Consider the following 15312-nt stretch of genomic DNA (forward strand, 5'->3'; position numbering starts at 1 on the left):
CCGACATTTTAACGCCCTGGAACCTCCTTCGATGGTTGCTCACCTGATTGAATTTGCCACTAACCACTACATTCTTGTCGGTATCTTCGTCGTACTGCTGGCTTTGCTGCTGGCGCATACGGTGCAGGGCGGCGGTAAAAGCCTGAGCACGGGCGAGCTGACCGCACTGGTCAACAAGGAAGCCGGCGTGGTGGTGGATATCCGTCCGAGCAAGGACTACGCCGCCGGTCACATCGTTGGCGCGGTGAACATTCCCCAGGACAAACTGGCCGCCCGCATCGGCGAGCTGGAAAAACACAAGGCCAAGACCATCATTCTGGTCGACGCCCTGGGCCAGACCGCCGGCACCCACGCCCGCGAGCTGATGAAGGCCGGCTTCACCGCCGCCAAGCTGTCCGGCGGGATTTCCAGCTGGAAAGGCGACAACCTGCCGTTGGTGAAGTGACATGAGCGACGTCATCGTCTACTCCAGCGATTACTGCCCTTACTGCTCGCGCGCCAAGTACCTGCTCGCGAACAAAGGCGTGGCCTTCGAAGAGATCAAGGTCGATGGCAAGCCGCAGGTGCGCGCCGCCATGGCCCAGAAGGCCGGACGCACGTCCGTGCCGCAGATCTGGATCGGCGACACCCACGTCGGCGGATGTGATGATTTGTATGCCCTGGAGCGCGCCGGCAAGCTCGACGCGCTGCTCAAGGCCTGAACTGCTGCACCTGCAAACCAAGAACCCTAAAAGACCCAAGATCAGAAAGGATCTGAGATGACTGACCAACAGAACACTGCAGCCAGCGAAGAAGAAACCGCACCGCAATTCTCCTTGCAGCGCATCTACGTACGCGACCTGTCCTTCGAAGCCCCGAAAAGCCCTGCGATCTTCCGCCAGCAGTGGGACCCGGCGGTCGCTCTGGATCTGAACACCCGCCAGAAAGCCCTGGAAGGTGATTTCTACGAAGTCGTGCTGACCCTGTCCGTCACCGTGAAAAACGGTGAAGAAGTGGCCTTCATCGCTGAAGTGCAACAGGCCGGCATCTTCCTGATCAAAAACCTGGACGCGGCTTCCATGAGCCACACCCTGGGTGCGTTCTGCCCGAACATCCTGTTCCCGTACGCGCGCGAAACCCTGGACAGCCTGGTGACCCGCGGTTCGTTCCCGGCCCTGATGCTGGCCCCGGTGAACTTCGACGCCCTGTACGCGCAAGAGCTGCAGCGCATGCAGGAATCCGGCGAGACCCCGACCGTTCAGTAAATGATCTGAGCGTTGACGCAAGTCCAATGTGGGAGCGGGCTTGCTCGCGAAAGCGGTGTGTCAGGTGGCATAAATGTCATCTGATGCGGCCCCTTCGCGAGCAAGCCCGCTCCCACATTTGTTATGCGGTGTTATTTGAAGTCGTTCTGCCGCCACGCTTCGTACACGGCCACTGCCACGGTGTTGGACAGGTTCAGGCTGCGGCAGCCTTCGCGCATCGGCAGGCGCAGGCGCTGTTCGCCGGGCAGGGCGTCGAGCACTTCCGGCGGCAGGCCACGGCTTTCCGGGCCGAAGATGAATGCATCGCCGGGGACGAACGCGGCATCGTGAAACGGCCGCGAACCCTTGGTGGTGAAGGCGAACAGCCGTGGATGACCGAGGCTTTCCAGGCAACTGGCGAGGTCGGCATGGCGCTGCAAGGTGGCATACTCGTGGTAGTCGAGACCGGCGCGGCGCAAGCGCTTGTCGTCCATCTCGAAACCCAGCGGTTCGATCAAATGCAGGTGGCAGCCGCTGTTGGCGCACAGCCTGATAACGTTGCCGGTGTTCGGCGGAATTTCCGGTTGAAAAAGGATGACGTGAAACATGCACGGCTCCGAAGGTAAAGATGACGCGCATTCTACGCCGCAAGCGGATCCGCGTTCGAAACTATTCCCGCGGGTGATGGCCTCACTGGCGATCGTCGGTGTGATGGTCGGGATGATGATCGGCCGTTTGACCACGCCTGACCCGACCGTTTTGCAGCAGGTCGAGGTGATCGATGGCGGGCTGGCGGTCTGGTTCAACAACGAGCCGAAGCTGCATGGCGAGATCGTCGATGGCAGCGTTGCGCTGTTGTTCGAGGCCGAAGGCCAGGCGCAGAAAGGCCAGCTCAAGTTCAACGGCAAGGACGTGAACTGGCGGACGCGGTTGAGTGACGGGGGATTGTTGCTGACGCTGGTGGCGGCGCGGCCGCTGCAGGGCGATTGGGCCGGCCAGGCGGTCGATGACCGCTGGCGGCTGGAGATCCATCTCCGGGAGCAATAAAAGAGGGAATCCCCGGCCTGCCTGTACCAAGGTTCCCGAAACGGGCGGGCTCATCGCATCGCGTTCTGAGCCGGTGTAAAGAAGGAACCCCTGACCTGCCTGTATCAAGGGCCCCAAAAGGGTGGACTCGATGAGTCCGGTGTAAAGAGGGGAATCCCCGGCCTGCCTGTACCAAGGCCCCCGAAAGGGTGGGTGAATCGAATCACCTGATAGAGTTATTGCAGGGGGCGTGCCAGTTTTTCTCGTTTTGAAACAAAAAAGCCCGACATGACGACGAAGGCCCCGTAATACGGGGCCTTCGTCTTTTCACAGGATAGGATTTTCAGCTGTTTACAGTGCAAGCCTGGGCCAATGACCGTGCCCGATTAAGGGTCACGGTGCCTTGCGGCGGTGCAGGCTGGCGCTGAGTCTCAGCCTTCATCGCCCTCATCGTCATCCCCGCCATCGACCTTCATGCCGAGCTCCTTGATCTTGCGGGTCAGGGTGTTCCGGCCCCAGCCCAGCAGCACGGCAGCGTCGCGACGACGCCCGGCGGTGTGCTTCAGAGCCGTTTCGATCATGATTCGCTCGAACGCCGGCACCGCGCTGTCGAGCAGGCTCGACTGCCCGCGTGCCAGGGCCTGATCGGCCCATTGGCGCAGCGCCTGTTCCCAGTTGGTCACTGGCGCCGAGTCCTGCGGCAGGCTCAGCAGTTCCGGCGGCAGGTCGCTGATGTGCACCTCGCGCCCGGACGCCATCACGGTGATCCAGCGGCAGGTGTTTTCCAGCTGGCGCACGTTGCCAGGCCACGGCAGGTTCTTCAGGTATTCCTCGGTCTCGCTTTTCAGCAGCTTCGGCTCCACCGCCAGTTCTTGCGCGGCGCGGCTGAGGAAGTGCTTGGCCAGGGTCGGGATGTCTTCGCGACGGTCCGACAGGCGCGGGATGTGGATGCGGATCACGTTGAGGCGGTGGAACAAGTCCTCACGGAATTTCCCGGCGTGAACCAGGGTTTCCAGATTCTGGTGGGTCGCCGCGATGATCCGCACATCGACTTTGACCGGCACGTGCCCGCCAACGCGATAGAACTCGCCATCGGCCAGTACCCGTAGCAGGCGAGTCTGGGTGTCCGCCGGCATGTCGCCGATTTCATCGAGGAACAGCGTGCCGCCGTCGGCCTGTTCGAAGCGGCCGCGACGCAGGTTGGCCGCACCGGTGAACGCGCCTTTTTCGTGGCCGAACAGTTCGGATTCCATCAGGTCTTTTGGGATCGCCGCCATGTTGAGCGCGATGAACGGCGAGGCCGCGCGCGGGCTGTGGCGGTGCAGGGCGTGAGCCACCAGTTCTTTGCCGGTGCCGGATTCGCCGTTGATCAGCACGGTGATGTTGGAGTGGCTCAAGCGCCCGATGGCGCGAAACACTTCCTGCATCGCCGGCGCTTCGCCGATGATTTCCGGGGTGCGAGTCAGGGTCGGGGCGACTTCCAGGCCTTGCTGCTCCTGGGCGTGCTGATTGGCACGTTTGACCAGCGACACGGCTTCGTCGACATCGAACGGCTTGGGCAGGTATTCGAACGCGCCACCCTGATAGGAGGCGACAGCGCTGTCCAGATCGGAATGAGCGGTCATGATGATCACCGGCAACCGCGGGTGCTGCTCGCGGATCCGTGCCAGCAGGTCCAGGCCACTGGCGCCGGGCATGCGGATGTCGGAGATGATCACGTCCGGCTGCTGGCGCGCGAGGCGGCTCATCACGCCATCGGCGCTGTCGAAGCTCTGGGTGGTCATGCCTTCCTGTTGCAGGGCTTTTTCCAGAACCCAACGGATAGAACGGTCGTCATCGACGATCCACACGGTTTCACTACGGCTCATGTCGATGTGGCTCCTTGTTCCAGTGGCAGAAAGATCGAGAACGTGGTGTGGCCTGGATGGCTGTCACACTCGATCAGGCCCTGGTGCTGGCTGATGATGTTCTGGGTGATGGCCAGGCCGAGCCCGGTACCGTCCGGACGGCCGCTGACCATGGGAAAGAAGATGGTTTCCTGCAGTTCCGCCGGAATGCCCGGACCGTTGTCGATGATCTCGATCTTGGTCACCAGGCGATGACGGACGTGGCCGATGGTGAACTGGCGCATGGCGCGGGTGCGCAGGCTGATGCGGCCCAGGCGCAGCTCGTTCTGGCTGCTGATGGCCTGCATCGCGTTGCGCACGATGTTCAGCACCGCCTGAATCATTTGTTCGCGGTCGATCAGGACATCGGGGATGCTCGGGTCGTAATCGCGCACCAGCGTGATGCAGCCCTGGCTTTCGGCCTCGACCAGTTGGCAGACCCGCTCCAGCACTTCGTGGACGTTGCACAGGGCCAGCGACGGCAGTTTGTTCGAACCGAGCATGCGGTCGACCAGATTGCGCAGGCGGTCGGCCTCTTCGATGATCACGTTGGTGTAGTCGCGCAGGCTGTCTTCCGGCAGTTCCCGGGCCAGCAGTTGCGCGGCGCCACGAATGCCGCCGAGCGGGTTCTTGATCTCGTGGGCCAGGCCGCGCACCAGCATCTTGCTGGTTTCCTGTTTCGACAGTTGCGCCTCTTCCTTGGTGATGCGCAACAGGCGGTCACGGGGATGGACCTCCAGCAGGAGCAGGGTCGCGCCGTTGCTGAGGATCGGCGTCACCGCGTAATCCACGGTCAGGGTCTGGCCGGTGAGGGCAGTGAGCATCGCTTCGCGCTTGGTGAACGGGTGCGCCTGCTCCACCGCCTGACGCAACGAGTTGAGCGCCTCGGTGGACTCGGTGAACAGCTCGCTGATGAACTGCCCATGGCTGCGCTGGCCGCTGATGGCCAGCAGCATCTCCGCCGCCGGGTTCATGTACTCGAGGCGCAATTCGCTATCGAGCAGGATGGTGGCGGTGGTCAGGTTGTCGAGTAGCAAGCGATGCAGTGCGTCACTGATGGTCATGAGGACCTCTTTTGGAGCATGGCGCGCGCAGGGATACAGCGCTGATGCGAGGAAAATGCAAAAACCAAACCAAGGCTCCGAAAAGAAGCGTTCAACCCCTGAAACGGGCGTTTGACGCTCGTTTGCGTGGCAGTCAAACCGCTCTGGCGGGTACTTTCGAACCAAAATGGGTTGGAATGTGAGTACGGTGCAATGTATTGCACCAATATAGTGCGCAAAGCTGAACGGCGTCAGAAGAAACGCAGGAAAGGATTTTTCGGTTCGGCGGGTTTGTCTTTCAGCGGGCATTCCGGGCGCACGCCGTAGTCGGCGCTGACGCAGGGTTTGACCTGACGCTTCTGTGCCAGGGAAATGCGCTGCATGTGGAACGGCTGGTTGGCGGTTTTCTCCACCGTTCGACCCTGAGCATCGAGGATCTCCACCGACAGTTTGTGGCTGCCACGATCGATGTTGCTCAGCGGGAACACCGGGCTTGGGCCGGGTTCGCCGACGGCCTGGCCATCCAGCAGCAGGCGATACCGATGACCTTTTTGCAGGCCTGGCTCGCTGGTGACGCTGACGATCAGTTCGCCGGCGCTGCTGCGAATGGTCGCGTCCGGCTCGGGGATCAGCACCCGCAGCATGTCGTAGCGAAACAGCGTCGGCTCCCCTGATTGCTTCGACGGCGTGACCGGTGCAGCGGCGGTCGGGTTCGAGGCCATGCGATTGCTGGTGGCCAGCGGCACACGCTTGGCGTTGCCCCGTGGTTGATCGGTGTAGACCCGATTGCCCTGTGCGTCGACGTAAGTGAACACCTCGGCCGATGCGCCAAACGCGATCAGCGACAGGCACAAGGCAATCAATCCTCGCATCATGGCCTGTGCACCCGCTGCACGGTGAACACCACCGCCGGACTCTGCTGAATGATCGCCTCGCCATTGATTACCTGCACCGCGAGCCGATGCTCGCCCCGGTCAACGTTCACCAGTTGCAGGATCGGTACATTGCTCGGCTGGCCATAAGGCGCATCATCCAGCAGCAGACGCAATTGATGCGGCGGTTGCAGGCGCGGCTTGATCAGCACGCTGACCGTGAAGGTGCCGTTGTTGGCGCGCAGGGCTTCTTCGGTGGGCAGGCCGGTCAGCTCCAGCGCTTCGTAGGCATTGCGTGCTGGCGCCGGACTGGGGGTGACTGAAGAGGGCGGGCTCGGTGCCTGGGGCTGGACGCTGTTGAGTGGCGGCAACTCCACCGGCTGCGCCTGCACGCCGTCCGGCGCGTGATCGCTGTACACCCTGTTGCCGCTGGCGTCGGTGTACTTGTAGATCTGCGCGGCGGCGGGCAGGGCGATCAGCAGAAAAATACAGAGAAGGGTGCGACCCATGAAATCGACCGGAAACGAAAACGATGGGTTGCAGCATAGGCCAGTCGCCGCGGTTGGCCCAACTCGCTGCACATCCAGAAATGTATTCAAGCACCACAAGCCCGCTCCCACAGGGTGGTGCATCGCCAACAAATTCCGGCCAATAAAAAAGGCCTCCCGAAGGAGGCCTCTCTTTTGTCACGCCGCGTGGCGCGGCGCTACCGGATCAGCAGCTGTAGTACAGCTCATATTCCAGTGGGTGTACGAAGGTGCGGACCTTGATTTCTTCTTCGGATTTCAGCGCGATGTAAGCGTCGATGAAGTCGTCGGAGAACACGCCGCCCTTGGTCAGGAACGCACGGCCCTTGTCCAGCTCTTCCAGAGCTTCTTTCAGGCTGCCGCAAACTTGCGGGATCTCTTTCGCCTCTTCAGGCGGCAGGTCGTACAGGTTCTTGTCGGCAGCATCGCCTGGGTGGATCTTGTTCTGGATGCCGTCCAGACCGGCCATCAGCAGCGCTGCGAAGGCCAGGTAAGGGTTGGCAGCCGGATCCGGGAAGCGGGCTTCGATACGACGGCCTTTAGGGCTGTTGACGTAAGGAATACGGATCGAGGCGGAACGGTTGCGAGCCGAGTAGGCCAGCATCACTGGAGCTTCGAAGCCTGGCACCAGACGCTTGTAGGAGTTGGTGGCCGGGTTGGTGAAGCCGTTCAGGGCCTTACCGTGCTTGATGATGCCGCCGATGAAGTACAGGGCGGTGTCGGACAGGCCGGCATAACCTTCACCCGCGAAGGTGTTCTTGCCATCTTTGGAGATGGACATGTGAACGTGCATGCCCGAACCGTTGTCGCCGTACAGCGGCTTCGGCATGAAGGTCGCGGTGCGGCCGTAAGCGTCGGCAACGTTGTGCACAACGTATTTCAGGGTCTGGGTTTCGTCGGCTTTCTTCACCAGGGTGTTGAACTTGACGCCGATTTCGTTCTGGCCGGCAGTTGCCACTTCGTGGTGGTGAACTTCAACGGTCAGGCCCATTTCTTCCAGTGCGTTGCACATGGAGGTGCGGATTTCGTGGTCGTGGTCGAACGGCGGAACCGGGAAGTAGCCGCCTTTCACGCCTGGACGGTGGCCTTTGTTGCCGCCTTCCACGTCCTGGTCGGACATCCACGAGCCTTGCTCGGAGTAGATCTTGAACATCGAACCGGAGATGTCGGACTTGAACTTCACTTCGTCGAAGATGAAGAACTCTGGCTCTGGACCGGCGAATACGGTGTCACCGATACCGGTGGTCTTCAGGTATTCCTCGGCGCGGCGGGCGATGGCGCGCGGGTCGCGATCGTAACCTTGCATGGTCGAAGGTTCGATGATGTCGCAGACCAGGATCAGGGTCGGCTCTTCGGTGAACGGGTCCAGAACGGCGGTTTCGTCGTCCGGCAGCAGGATCATGTCGGAGGCTTCGATGCCTTTCCAGCCAGCGATGGAGGAACCGTCGAACATCTTGCCAACTTCGAAGAAGTCGTCTTCCAGCGCATCGCGAGCCGGCATGGTCACGTGGTGCTGAGTGCCTTTGGTGTCCGTGAAGCGCAGATCAATCCACTTGACGTCATGATCTTTGATGAGTTGAACCGACTTCGACATAGTGTCCTCCGGGTGAATTAGGGCGGGTAGTGGATGCCCTTAATAGTGGTGATGCCGGCGCGAATACTCTGCCAAGGCAACCTGCCTCACAAGGGAGCAAATTGCATGCCAGTGCCCCAGCATGGGTTTTTTGCCCCAAATTCACGCTTCTAAAGGTCGAAAGCGCCTTAAAGACGAAAATCTCGCCCTTTAATGTAGCGCTCAAATCGAAAAATGATCCGTTTTGGTGCGTGCAAAACCTTCTGCACATTAACTGGTTAAACCTTGAGCAATTTCCGCTATAATCCGCGCCCCCCTTTTTCGGCTGGCCCTGCGCGCGCTGTTTTCATGAAACTAATCGTAAAAGTCTTCCCCGAGATCACCATCAAAAGCCGACCTGTCCGGACGAAATTCATCCGCCAGCTGGCCAAGAACATCCGCACCGTGCTCCGCGACCTGGACCCGGCCGTGGTGGTGAACGGTGTGTGGGACAACCTCGAGCTGGAAACCCGCGTCACTGACCCCAAGGCCCTGAAAGAGATGGGCGAGCGCCTGACCTGCATGCCGGGCATTGCGCACTTTCTGCAGATCGACGAGTACCCGCTGGGCGACTTCGACGACATCACCGAAAAGTGCAAGCAGCACTACGGCGATGCATTGGCCGGGAAGATCTTTTCGGTGCGCTGCAAGCGTGCGGGCAAGCATGCGTTCAGCTCGATGGACGTCGAAAAATACGTCGGCAGCAAGCTGCGCCGTGAGTGCGGCGCTGCCGGAATCGACCTGAAACAGCCGGAAATCGAAGTCCGCATCGAAGTTCGCGACAAACGGTTGTTCGTGATTCACAGCCAGCACAATGGCATCGGCGGCTACCCGCTCGGTGCGCTGGAGCAGACGCTGGTATTGATGTCCGGCGGCTTTGACTCGACGGTGGCCGCGTACCAGATCCTTCGTCGCGGCCTGATGACGCACTTCTGCTTCTTCAATCTGGGCGGCCGTGCCCACGAATTGGGCGTGATGGAAGTCGCGCATTTCATCTGGAAGAAGTACGGCAGCTCGCAACGCGTGCTATTTGTCAGTGTTCCGTTCGAAGAAGTCTTGGGCGAAATTCTCGGCAAGGTCGACGACAGTCATATGGGCGTCGTATTGAAGCGTATGATGTTGCGTGCAGCGTCGAGCATTGCCGAACGCCTGCACATCGATGCGCTGGTCACCGGCGAAGCGATTTCCCAGGTGTCGAGCCAGACGCTGCCGAACCTGTCGGTCATCGATTGCGTCACCGACAAACTGGTCCTGCGGCCGCTGATCGTCGCCCACAAGCAGGACATCATCGACACGGCCGACCAGATCGGTACCGGTGATTTCGCCCGGCACATGCCGGAATACTGCGGCGTCATCTCGGTCAACCCGAAGACCGCCGCCAAGCGTGGCCGGGTCGAGCACGAAGAGCAGGAATTCGACATGGCGGTGCTTGAGCGTGCGCTCGCAAACGCCAGACTGGTGCCGATCGATCGGGTGATCGACGAATTGGGCCAGGATTTGCAGATCGAAGAAGTCAGCGAAGCGCTGGCCGGTCAGATCGTCATCGACATCCGCCACCCGGATGCCGCCGAGGATGACCCGCTGGAGCTCGCCGGCATAGAGGTACAGACGATGCCGTTCTACGCAGTGAACGCTCGTTTCAAGGAACTGGACCCTACTCGCCAGTACCTGCTGTATTGCGACAAAGGCGTGATGAGTCGCCTGCATGCCCACCATTTGCTCAGTGAGGGGCATGCCAATGTGCGCGTTTATCGACCGAGCTAAGTGCCCGGGGCTGTTTGCCTGTGGCCTGCGTCACCGGCCCCCCGACACCGCCGTCAAGCTGTAACGGCCATGCCGGACACTACTGTCAATCGCTGCCAAGACTTGTCAGCAAACCGAATCCTCTGATCGAGATACACAAGTGATCGAAAATCTACGCAACATCGCCATCATTGCCCACGTTGACCATGGTAAGACCACCCTGGTAGACAAACTCCTGCGTCAATCCGGCACCCTGGAGCGCAACGAGCTCAACGACGAGCGCGTGATGGACTCCAACGACCAGGAAAAAGAGCGCGGCATTACCATTCTGGCGAAAAACACCGCCATCAACTGGAACGGCTACCACATCAACATCGTGGACACCCCGGGCCACGCCGACTTCGGCGGCGAAGTTGAGCGCGTTATGTCCATGGTTGACTCCGTGCTGCTGCTGGTCGACGCCCAGGACGGCCCTATGCCGCAAACCCGTTTCGTGACCAAGAAGGCTTTCGAAGCCGGCCTGCGTCCGATCGTGGTCATCAACAAGGTTGACCGTCCGGGCGCGCGTCCTGACTGGGTTCTGGACCAGATCTTCGATCTGTTCGACAACCTGGGCGCCACCGAAGAACAACTGGACTTCCAGGTTGTTTACGCTTCGGCCCTGAACGGCATCGCCGGTCTGGACCACACCGCCATGGGCGAAGACATGACCGCGCTGTACCAGGCGGTAGTCGACCACGTTCCGCCTCCGGCTGTTGACCGTGACGGTCCGTTCCAGATGCAGATCTCCGCTCTGGACTACAACAGCTTCCTGGGTGTTATCGGTGTTGGCCGTATCGCTCGTGGTCGCGTCAAGCCGAACACTCCGGTTGTCGCTATCAGCGCCGACGGCAAGCGCCGCAACGGTCGTATCCTGAAGCTGATGGGTCACCACGGTCTGCACCGCGTTGACGTTGAAGAAGCAGCGGCCGGCGACATCGTCTGCATCAGCGGTTTCGACGAGCTGTTCATCTCCGACACCCTGTGCGACATCAACAACGTCGAGGCGATGAAGCCACTGACCGTTGACGAGCCAACCGTTTCCATGACCTTCCAGGTAAACGACTCGCCATTCTGCGGTAAAGAAGGCAAGTTCGTGACCTCCCGTAACATCAAGGATCGTCTGGACAAAGAGCTGCTGTACAACGTTGCACTGCGCGTTGAAGAAGGCGACTCGGCTGACAAGTTCAAGGTTTCCGGCCGTGGTGAGCTGCACCTCTCGGTACTGATCGAAACCATGCGTCGCGAAGGCTTCGAGCTGGCCCTGGGCCGTCCTGAAGTGATCATCCGTGAAGTTGACGGCGTGAAGCAGGAACCGTTCGAAAACGTGACCATCGACATCCCTGAAGAATCCCAGGGCAAGGTCATGGAAGAGATGGGTCTGCGTAAAGGCGACCTGAGCAACATGGTGCCGGATGGCAAGGGCCGTGTTCGTCTGGAATACAACATCCCTGCTCGCGGTCTGATCGGTTTCCGTAACCAGTTCCTGACCCTGACCAACGGTGCTGGCATCCTGACCTCGATCTTCGACCGTTATGCTCCAGTGAAGTCGGGCCACATGTCCGGCCGTCAGAACGGCGTTCTGGTTTCGGTTGAAACCGGCAAGGCGCTGACCTACTCCCTGGAAACCCTGCAGGCTCGTGGCAAGCTGTTCGTAGAACACGGCCAGGAGATCTACAACGGTCAGATCGTTGGTCAGAACTCCCGCGACAACGACCTGGGTGTGAACCCGACCAAAGGCAAGAAGCTCGACAACATGCGTGCTTCGGGTAAAGACGAAACCATCGCTCTGGTCCCACCTGTTCGCTTCACCCTGGAGCAGGCTCTGGAATACATCCAGGAAGACGAGCTGTGCGAAGTCACTCCTAAATCCATCCGTCTTCGCAAGAAGATCCTGGACGAAAGCGAGCGTACCCGCGCTGCCAAGAAAGCCAAGGCATAAGATTTAGCCAAGGCTGAAAAAAACGCCCCCGGTCGAGAGACCGGGGGCGTTTTTGTTTGTCCGGGATTTATGCAGTGTCTGTTCCGTCGCTATCGCGGGCAAGCCCGCTCCCACAGTGTTTTGAGTCGTACCTAAAGTTTGTGTACAGCAAAAAAACCTGTGGGAGCTGGCTTGCCAGCGAAGGCGGCCGATCAGCCGCCGAACATCTCAGGGCAGATCAGAATTTCTCGATCGAACGGGAGTTCTGCACCCGTTCCACTTCCTTCGGCTTGTACGCGCAATAACCCGGGCGCGGGCCGATCTTCGGGTGGTTGCGGCAAGTGTCCGGGCGCTTGTCATAAATGGTGCACAGGCGGCTCTTACGATCCAGGTAGTAGCAATCGTTGTTGCTCATGCGCTGCAGGGTGAAAATCCCCGACTTCTGGTTGAAGCGCTCGACCAGACCTTCCTTTTGCAGGCGCTTGGCGATGTTCTTCGGCGGGTCGCCCAGTTCGAACTCGTCGACCACGCCGATGCGCACCAGGTCCTTGATCTTGACCTCGACCGGCAGCGTGCAGCAGCTGGAAACGCACGAGCCGCACATCGGGGCCGAATATTTGGCCCAGGTATCGAGACGGTCGATCTCGGCTGCGGCGATCAGGTTGGGCTTCATCATCGGTGTTTACCAGGCGTGTGCATCAGGGCGCGCGATCATACCGGGACGGGTGGAATTTTGAACAACCTTTCGCCAGATTTTTTCTTCGCGCGTTTGCAGGGGCGACAATTCGGCACGGCCCCTGCATTCATTGAGGCATATAACAAAGTAATGCCGGTCGATCTCACACTCTCGGTAAAAACTGCCGAACCAGAGCCCTTACCGTCGGTCAGACCGTCTAGGCTCTGACAACTCCCCGCTCGCTCGAGGTCCTATCGATGACTCAAGAACCACTAGTTCGCGAAGCAGAGGTGGCCGCATTCCGCGACGCCGTCCTGACCAAACTCACCTATGCGGTGGGCAAAGACCCGGATCACGCCTTCGACCATGACTGGTTCGAAGCCATCGCCCTGGCGGCGCGCGATCACATGGTCGAGCACTGGATGGACCACACCCGGCAGATTTACCGCAAAGGCCAGAAGCGGGTGTATTACCTCTCGCTGGAATTTCTCATCGGCCGTTTGCTGTACGACAGTCTGAGCAACCTCGGTCTGCTGGATGTTGCCCGTGAAGCCTTGACCGAACTGGGCGTCGATCTCGAGCGCATCCGCATCCTGGAGCCGGATGCGGCGCTGGGCAACGGTGGTCTCGGACGGCTGGCGGCGTGCTTCATGGAAAGCATGTCGACCCTCGGTATTGCCGGCCACGGCTACGGCATTCGTTATGAGCACGGGTTGTTCCGGCAGGCCATCGTCGATGGCTGGCAACAGGAGCAGACCGAGCACTGGCTGGATTTCGGCAACCCCTGGGAGTTCGAGCGGCCGGAGGTGGTCTATCCGATCGGCTTTGGCGGCAGCGTCGAGACCGTCACCGACGCCAGCGGCAAATCCCGGCAAGTCTGGCACCCGGCGGAAACCGTCCGGGCCATTGCCTACGACACCCCGGTGGTCGGCTGGCGCGGGGCGAGCGTCAACACCTTGCGCCTGTGGCGGGCGCGGGCGATGGAAGACCTGCACCTGGAGCGCTTCAACGCCGGTGACCACCTGGGCGCCGTCGCCGAAGTAGCCCGGGCCGAAAGTATCTCCCGCGTCCTCTACCCGGCGGACAGCACTGAAGCCGGGCAGGAACTGCGCCTGCGTCAGGAATACTTCTTCGTCGCTGCGTCGCTTCAGGACTTGCTGCGCCGTCATCGCAACATGCACACCTCGGTGCTGACCCTCGGCGATCACGCGGCGATCCAGCTCAACGACACCCACCCTTCGATTGCCGTTGCCGAATTGATGCGTCAACTGGTCGACGTCTACGACGTGGCCTGGGACGCGGCGTGGCAAGTCACCGTCGACACGCTGTCGTACACCAACCACACGCTGTTGCCCGAAGCCCTGGAGACCTGGCCGGTGGGGCTGATGGAGCGCATGCTGCCGCGGCACATGCAGATCATTTACCTGATCAACGCCCAGCACATCGATTCGTTGCGGGCCAAGGGCATCCACGATTTCGACGTGCTGCGCGCGGTGTCGCTGATCGAGGAAGACAACGGCCGCCGAGTGCGCATGGGCAACCTCGCGTTCCTCGGCTCGCACAGCGTCAACGGCGTGTCCGGGCTGCACACGCAACTGATGCGCAAAACCGTATTTGCCGAGCTGCACAAGCTGTATCCGGAGCGGATCAACAACAAGACCAACGGCATCACCTTCCGCCGCTGGCTGTATCAGGCCAACCCGGAACTGACGTCGATGTTGGTCGATGCCCTTGGCGCCGACGTGCTGGACAACCCTGAAGAGCGTCTGCTCGATCTTGAGCCGTTCGCCGAAAAACCCGCCTTCCGCAAAGCCTTCGCCGAGCAGCGGCTGCACAGCAAAAAAGCCCTCGCTTACCTGATCCATGAACGGCTGGGGATCGCGGTCAATCCGGCGGCGATGTTCGACGTGCAGGTCAAACGGATCCACGAATACAAGCGCCAGTTGCTCAACCTGATGCACACCGTCGCGTTGTATCAGGCGATCCGCGCCGAGCCGGAAATCGACTGGGTGCCGCGGGTGAAAATCTTCGCCGGCAAAGCCGCGGCGAGTTATCACCAGGCCAAGCTGATCATCAAGCTGACCAACGACATCGCCCGGGTGGTGAACAACGACCCGACCGTGCGCGGCCTGCTCAAAGTGGTGTTCCTGCCCAACTACAACGTCAGCCTGGCGGAGAGCATCATTCCGGCGGCGGACCTGTCGGAGCAGATCTCCACCGCCGGTTTCGAAGCCTCGGGCACCAGCAACATGAAGTTCGGCCTCAACGGCGCGCTGACCATCGGCACCCTCGACGGCGCCAACGTGGAAATGTGCGAGAGCATCGGCGCCGAGCACATGTTTATCTTTGGCCTGAGCGCTCAACAGGTCGAAGCGCGCAAGCAGAACCACGAGTTCAGCGCGGTGCCGGACATTGCCGCGTCCCATCGCCTCAATGATGTGTTGCAGGCGATCCGCAGCGGGGTGTTCTCGCCGGACGACACGTCGCGCTACACCGGGCTGATCGATTCGCTGGTGGATTACGACCGGTTCTTCGTCTGCGCCGATTTCGACTCCTACTGGGAGGCGCAGATGCGCGTCGATGCGCTCTGGCACGACGCCAATAACTGGTGGCGTTCGGCGGTGCTGAATACTTCGCGCATGGGCTGGTTCTCCTCCGACCGGACGATCCGCGAGTACGCTACGGATATCTGGAAGGCACTGGAGTAACTTTTAGCGACAAATGTGCGCCCGGCCCCACGATTG

Annotated in this window: 14 protein-coding genes; 7 read left to right on the forward strand and 7 right to left on the reverse strand. The window is 60.6% G+C overall.

What is annotated here, in order from left to right; all coding sequences use genetic code 11:
* Nucleotides 1–31 precede the first annotated feature (31 nt).
* Genes K3819_RS01625 through secB form a run of 3 tightly spaced genes read left to right on the forward strand, consistent with a single transcriptional unit; the run spans nucleotide 32 to nucleotide 1244 of the window.
* The gene (locus tag K3819_RS01625) at nucleotides 32–445 is read left to right on the forward strand and encodes a rhodanese-like domain-containing protein (RefSeq protein ID WP_007952524.1); all 414 of its coding nucleotides are present in this window, start codon (nucleotides 32–34) and stop codon (nucleotides 443–445) included.
* Between the two features lies 1 nt (nucleotide 446).
* Nucleotides 447–701 (forward strand): glutaredoxin 3, encoded by a 255-nt coding sequence (gene grxC, locus K3819_RS01630; protein ID WP_007952522.1) that lies wholly within the window; start codon nucleotides 447–449, stop codon nucleotides 699–701.
* A 57-nt stretch (nucleotides 702–758) separates the two neighbouring features.
* Nucleotides 759–1244 (forward strand): protein-export chaperone SecB, encoded by a 486-nt coding sequence (secB, locus tag K3819_RS01635; protein ID WP_007909233.1) that lies wholly within the window; start codon nucleotides 759–761, stop codon nucleotides 1242–1244.
* A 131-nt stretch (nucleotides 1245–1375) separates the two neighbouring features.
* Here the strand turns inward: secB and K3819_RS01640 are convergent, their stop codons facing one another.
* Complete coding sequence (locus tag K3819_RS01640; protein WP_007952520.1) at nucleotides 1376–1831, reverse strand: tRNA (cytidine(34)-2'-O)-methyltransferase; 456 nt, start codon at nucleotides 1829–1831, stop codon at nucleotides 1376–1378.
* Here K3819_RS01640 and K3819_RS01645 point away from each other — a divergent pair.
* Entirely contained in the window at nucleotides 1830–2270 is a 441-nt protein-coding gene (locus K3819_RS01645; RefSeq protein ID WP_064592837.1) for a hypothetical protein, read from the forward strand. The genes K3819_RS01640 and K3819_RS01645 overlap by 2 nt on opposite strands.
* Before the next feature lie 410 nt (nucleotides 2271–2680).
* Here the strand turns inward: K3819_RS01645 and ntrC are convergent, their stop codons facing one another.
* The 5 genes from ntrC to glnA form a co-directional block, all read right to left on the reverse strand.
* Nucleotides 2681–4117 carry a nitrogen regulation protein NR(I) gene (gene ntrC / locus K3819_RS01650; protein WP_007952518.1) on the reverse strand — a complete coding sequence of 479 codons (1437 nt, stop codon included), beginning with the start codon at nucleotides 4115–4117 and terminating at the stop codon, nucleotides 2681–2683.
* Nucleotides 4114–5199 carry a nitrogen regulation protein NR(II) gene (gene glnL, locus K3819_RS01655; RefSeq protein WP_007952516.1) on the reverse strand — a complete coding sequence of 362 codons (1086 nt, stop codon included), beginning with the start codon at nucleotides 5197–5199 and terminating at the stop codon, nucleotides 4114–4116. Before glnL ends, ntrC begins: the two co-directional genes overlap by 4 nt.
* Nucleotides 5200–5429: 230 nt before the next feature.
* Nucleotides 5430–6053, reverse strand: coding sequence for a DUF4124 domain-containing protein (locus K3819_RS01660; protein ID WP_221398507.1), 624 nt, complete (start codon nucleotides 6051–6053; stop codon nucleotides 5430–5432).
* A complete protein-coding gene (locus K3819_RS01665) occupies nucleotides 6050–6559 on the reverse strand; it encodes a DUF4124 domain-containing protein (protein WP_221398508.1) in 510 nt (169 codons plus the stop codon). Before K3819_RS01665 ends, K3819_RS01660 begins: the two co-directional genes overlap by 4 nt.
* A gap of 205 nt (nucleotides 6560–6764) precedes the next feature.
* On the reverse strand, nucleotides 6765–8171 hold the full coding sequence (gene glnA, locus K3819_RS01670; protein ID WP_011332032.1) for a glutamate--ammonia ligase: 1407 nt from the start codon (nucleotides 8169–8171) through the stop codon (nucleotides 6765–6767).
* A 327-nt stretch (nucleotides 8172–8498) separates the two neighbouring features.
* On the opposite strand from glnA, the gene thiI reads away from it, so the two are divergent.
* Complete coding sequence (gene thiI, locus K3819_RS01675) at nucleotides 8499–9953, forward strand: tRNA uracil 4-sulfurtransferase ThiI (protein WP_011332034.1); 1455 nt, start codon at nucleotides 8499–8501, stop codon at nucleotides 9951–9953.
* A 139-nt stretch (nucleotides 9954–10092) separates the two neighbouring features.
* The gene (typA, locus tag K3819_RS01680) at nucleotides 10093–11913 is read left to right on the forward strand and encodes a translational GTPase TypA (RefSeq protein WP_007952502.1); all 1821 of its coding nucleotides are present in this window, start codon (nucleotides 10093–10095) and stop codon (nucleotides 11911–11913) included.
* 217 nt (nucleotides 11914–12130) lie between these two features.
* On the opposite strand, the gene K3819_RS01685 is transcribed toward typA, so the two are convergent.
* Nucleotides 12131–12568: a YkgJ family cysteine cluster protein gene (locus K3819_RS01685; RefSeq protein ID WP_007961740.1), complete on the reverse strand. Its 438-nt coding sequence runs from the start codon at nucleotides 12566–12568 to the stop codon at nucleotides 12131–12133.
* 257 nt (nucleotides 12569–12825) lie between these two features.
* Here K3819_RS01685 and K3819_RS01690 point away from each other — a divergent pair, with 257 nt between their 5' ends.
* Nucleotides 12826–15276 (forward strand): glycogen/starch/alpha-glucan phosphorylase, encoded by a 2451-nt coding sequence (locus tag K3819_RS01690; protein ID WP_039764697.1) that lies wholly within the window; start codon nucleotides 12826–12828, stop codon nucleotides 15274–15276.
* Nucleotides 15277–15312: the final 36 nt, after the last annotated feature.

It is taken from the genome of Pseudomonas sp. 3-2, from assembly GCF_019710535.1.
GTDB lineage: Bacteria > Pseudomonadota > Gammaproteobacteria > Pseudomonadales > Pseudomonadaceae > Aquipseudomonas > Aquipseudomonas pharyngis.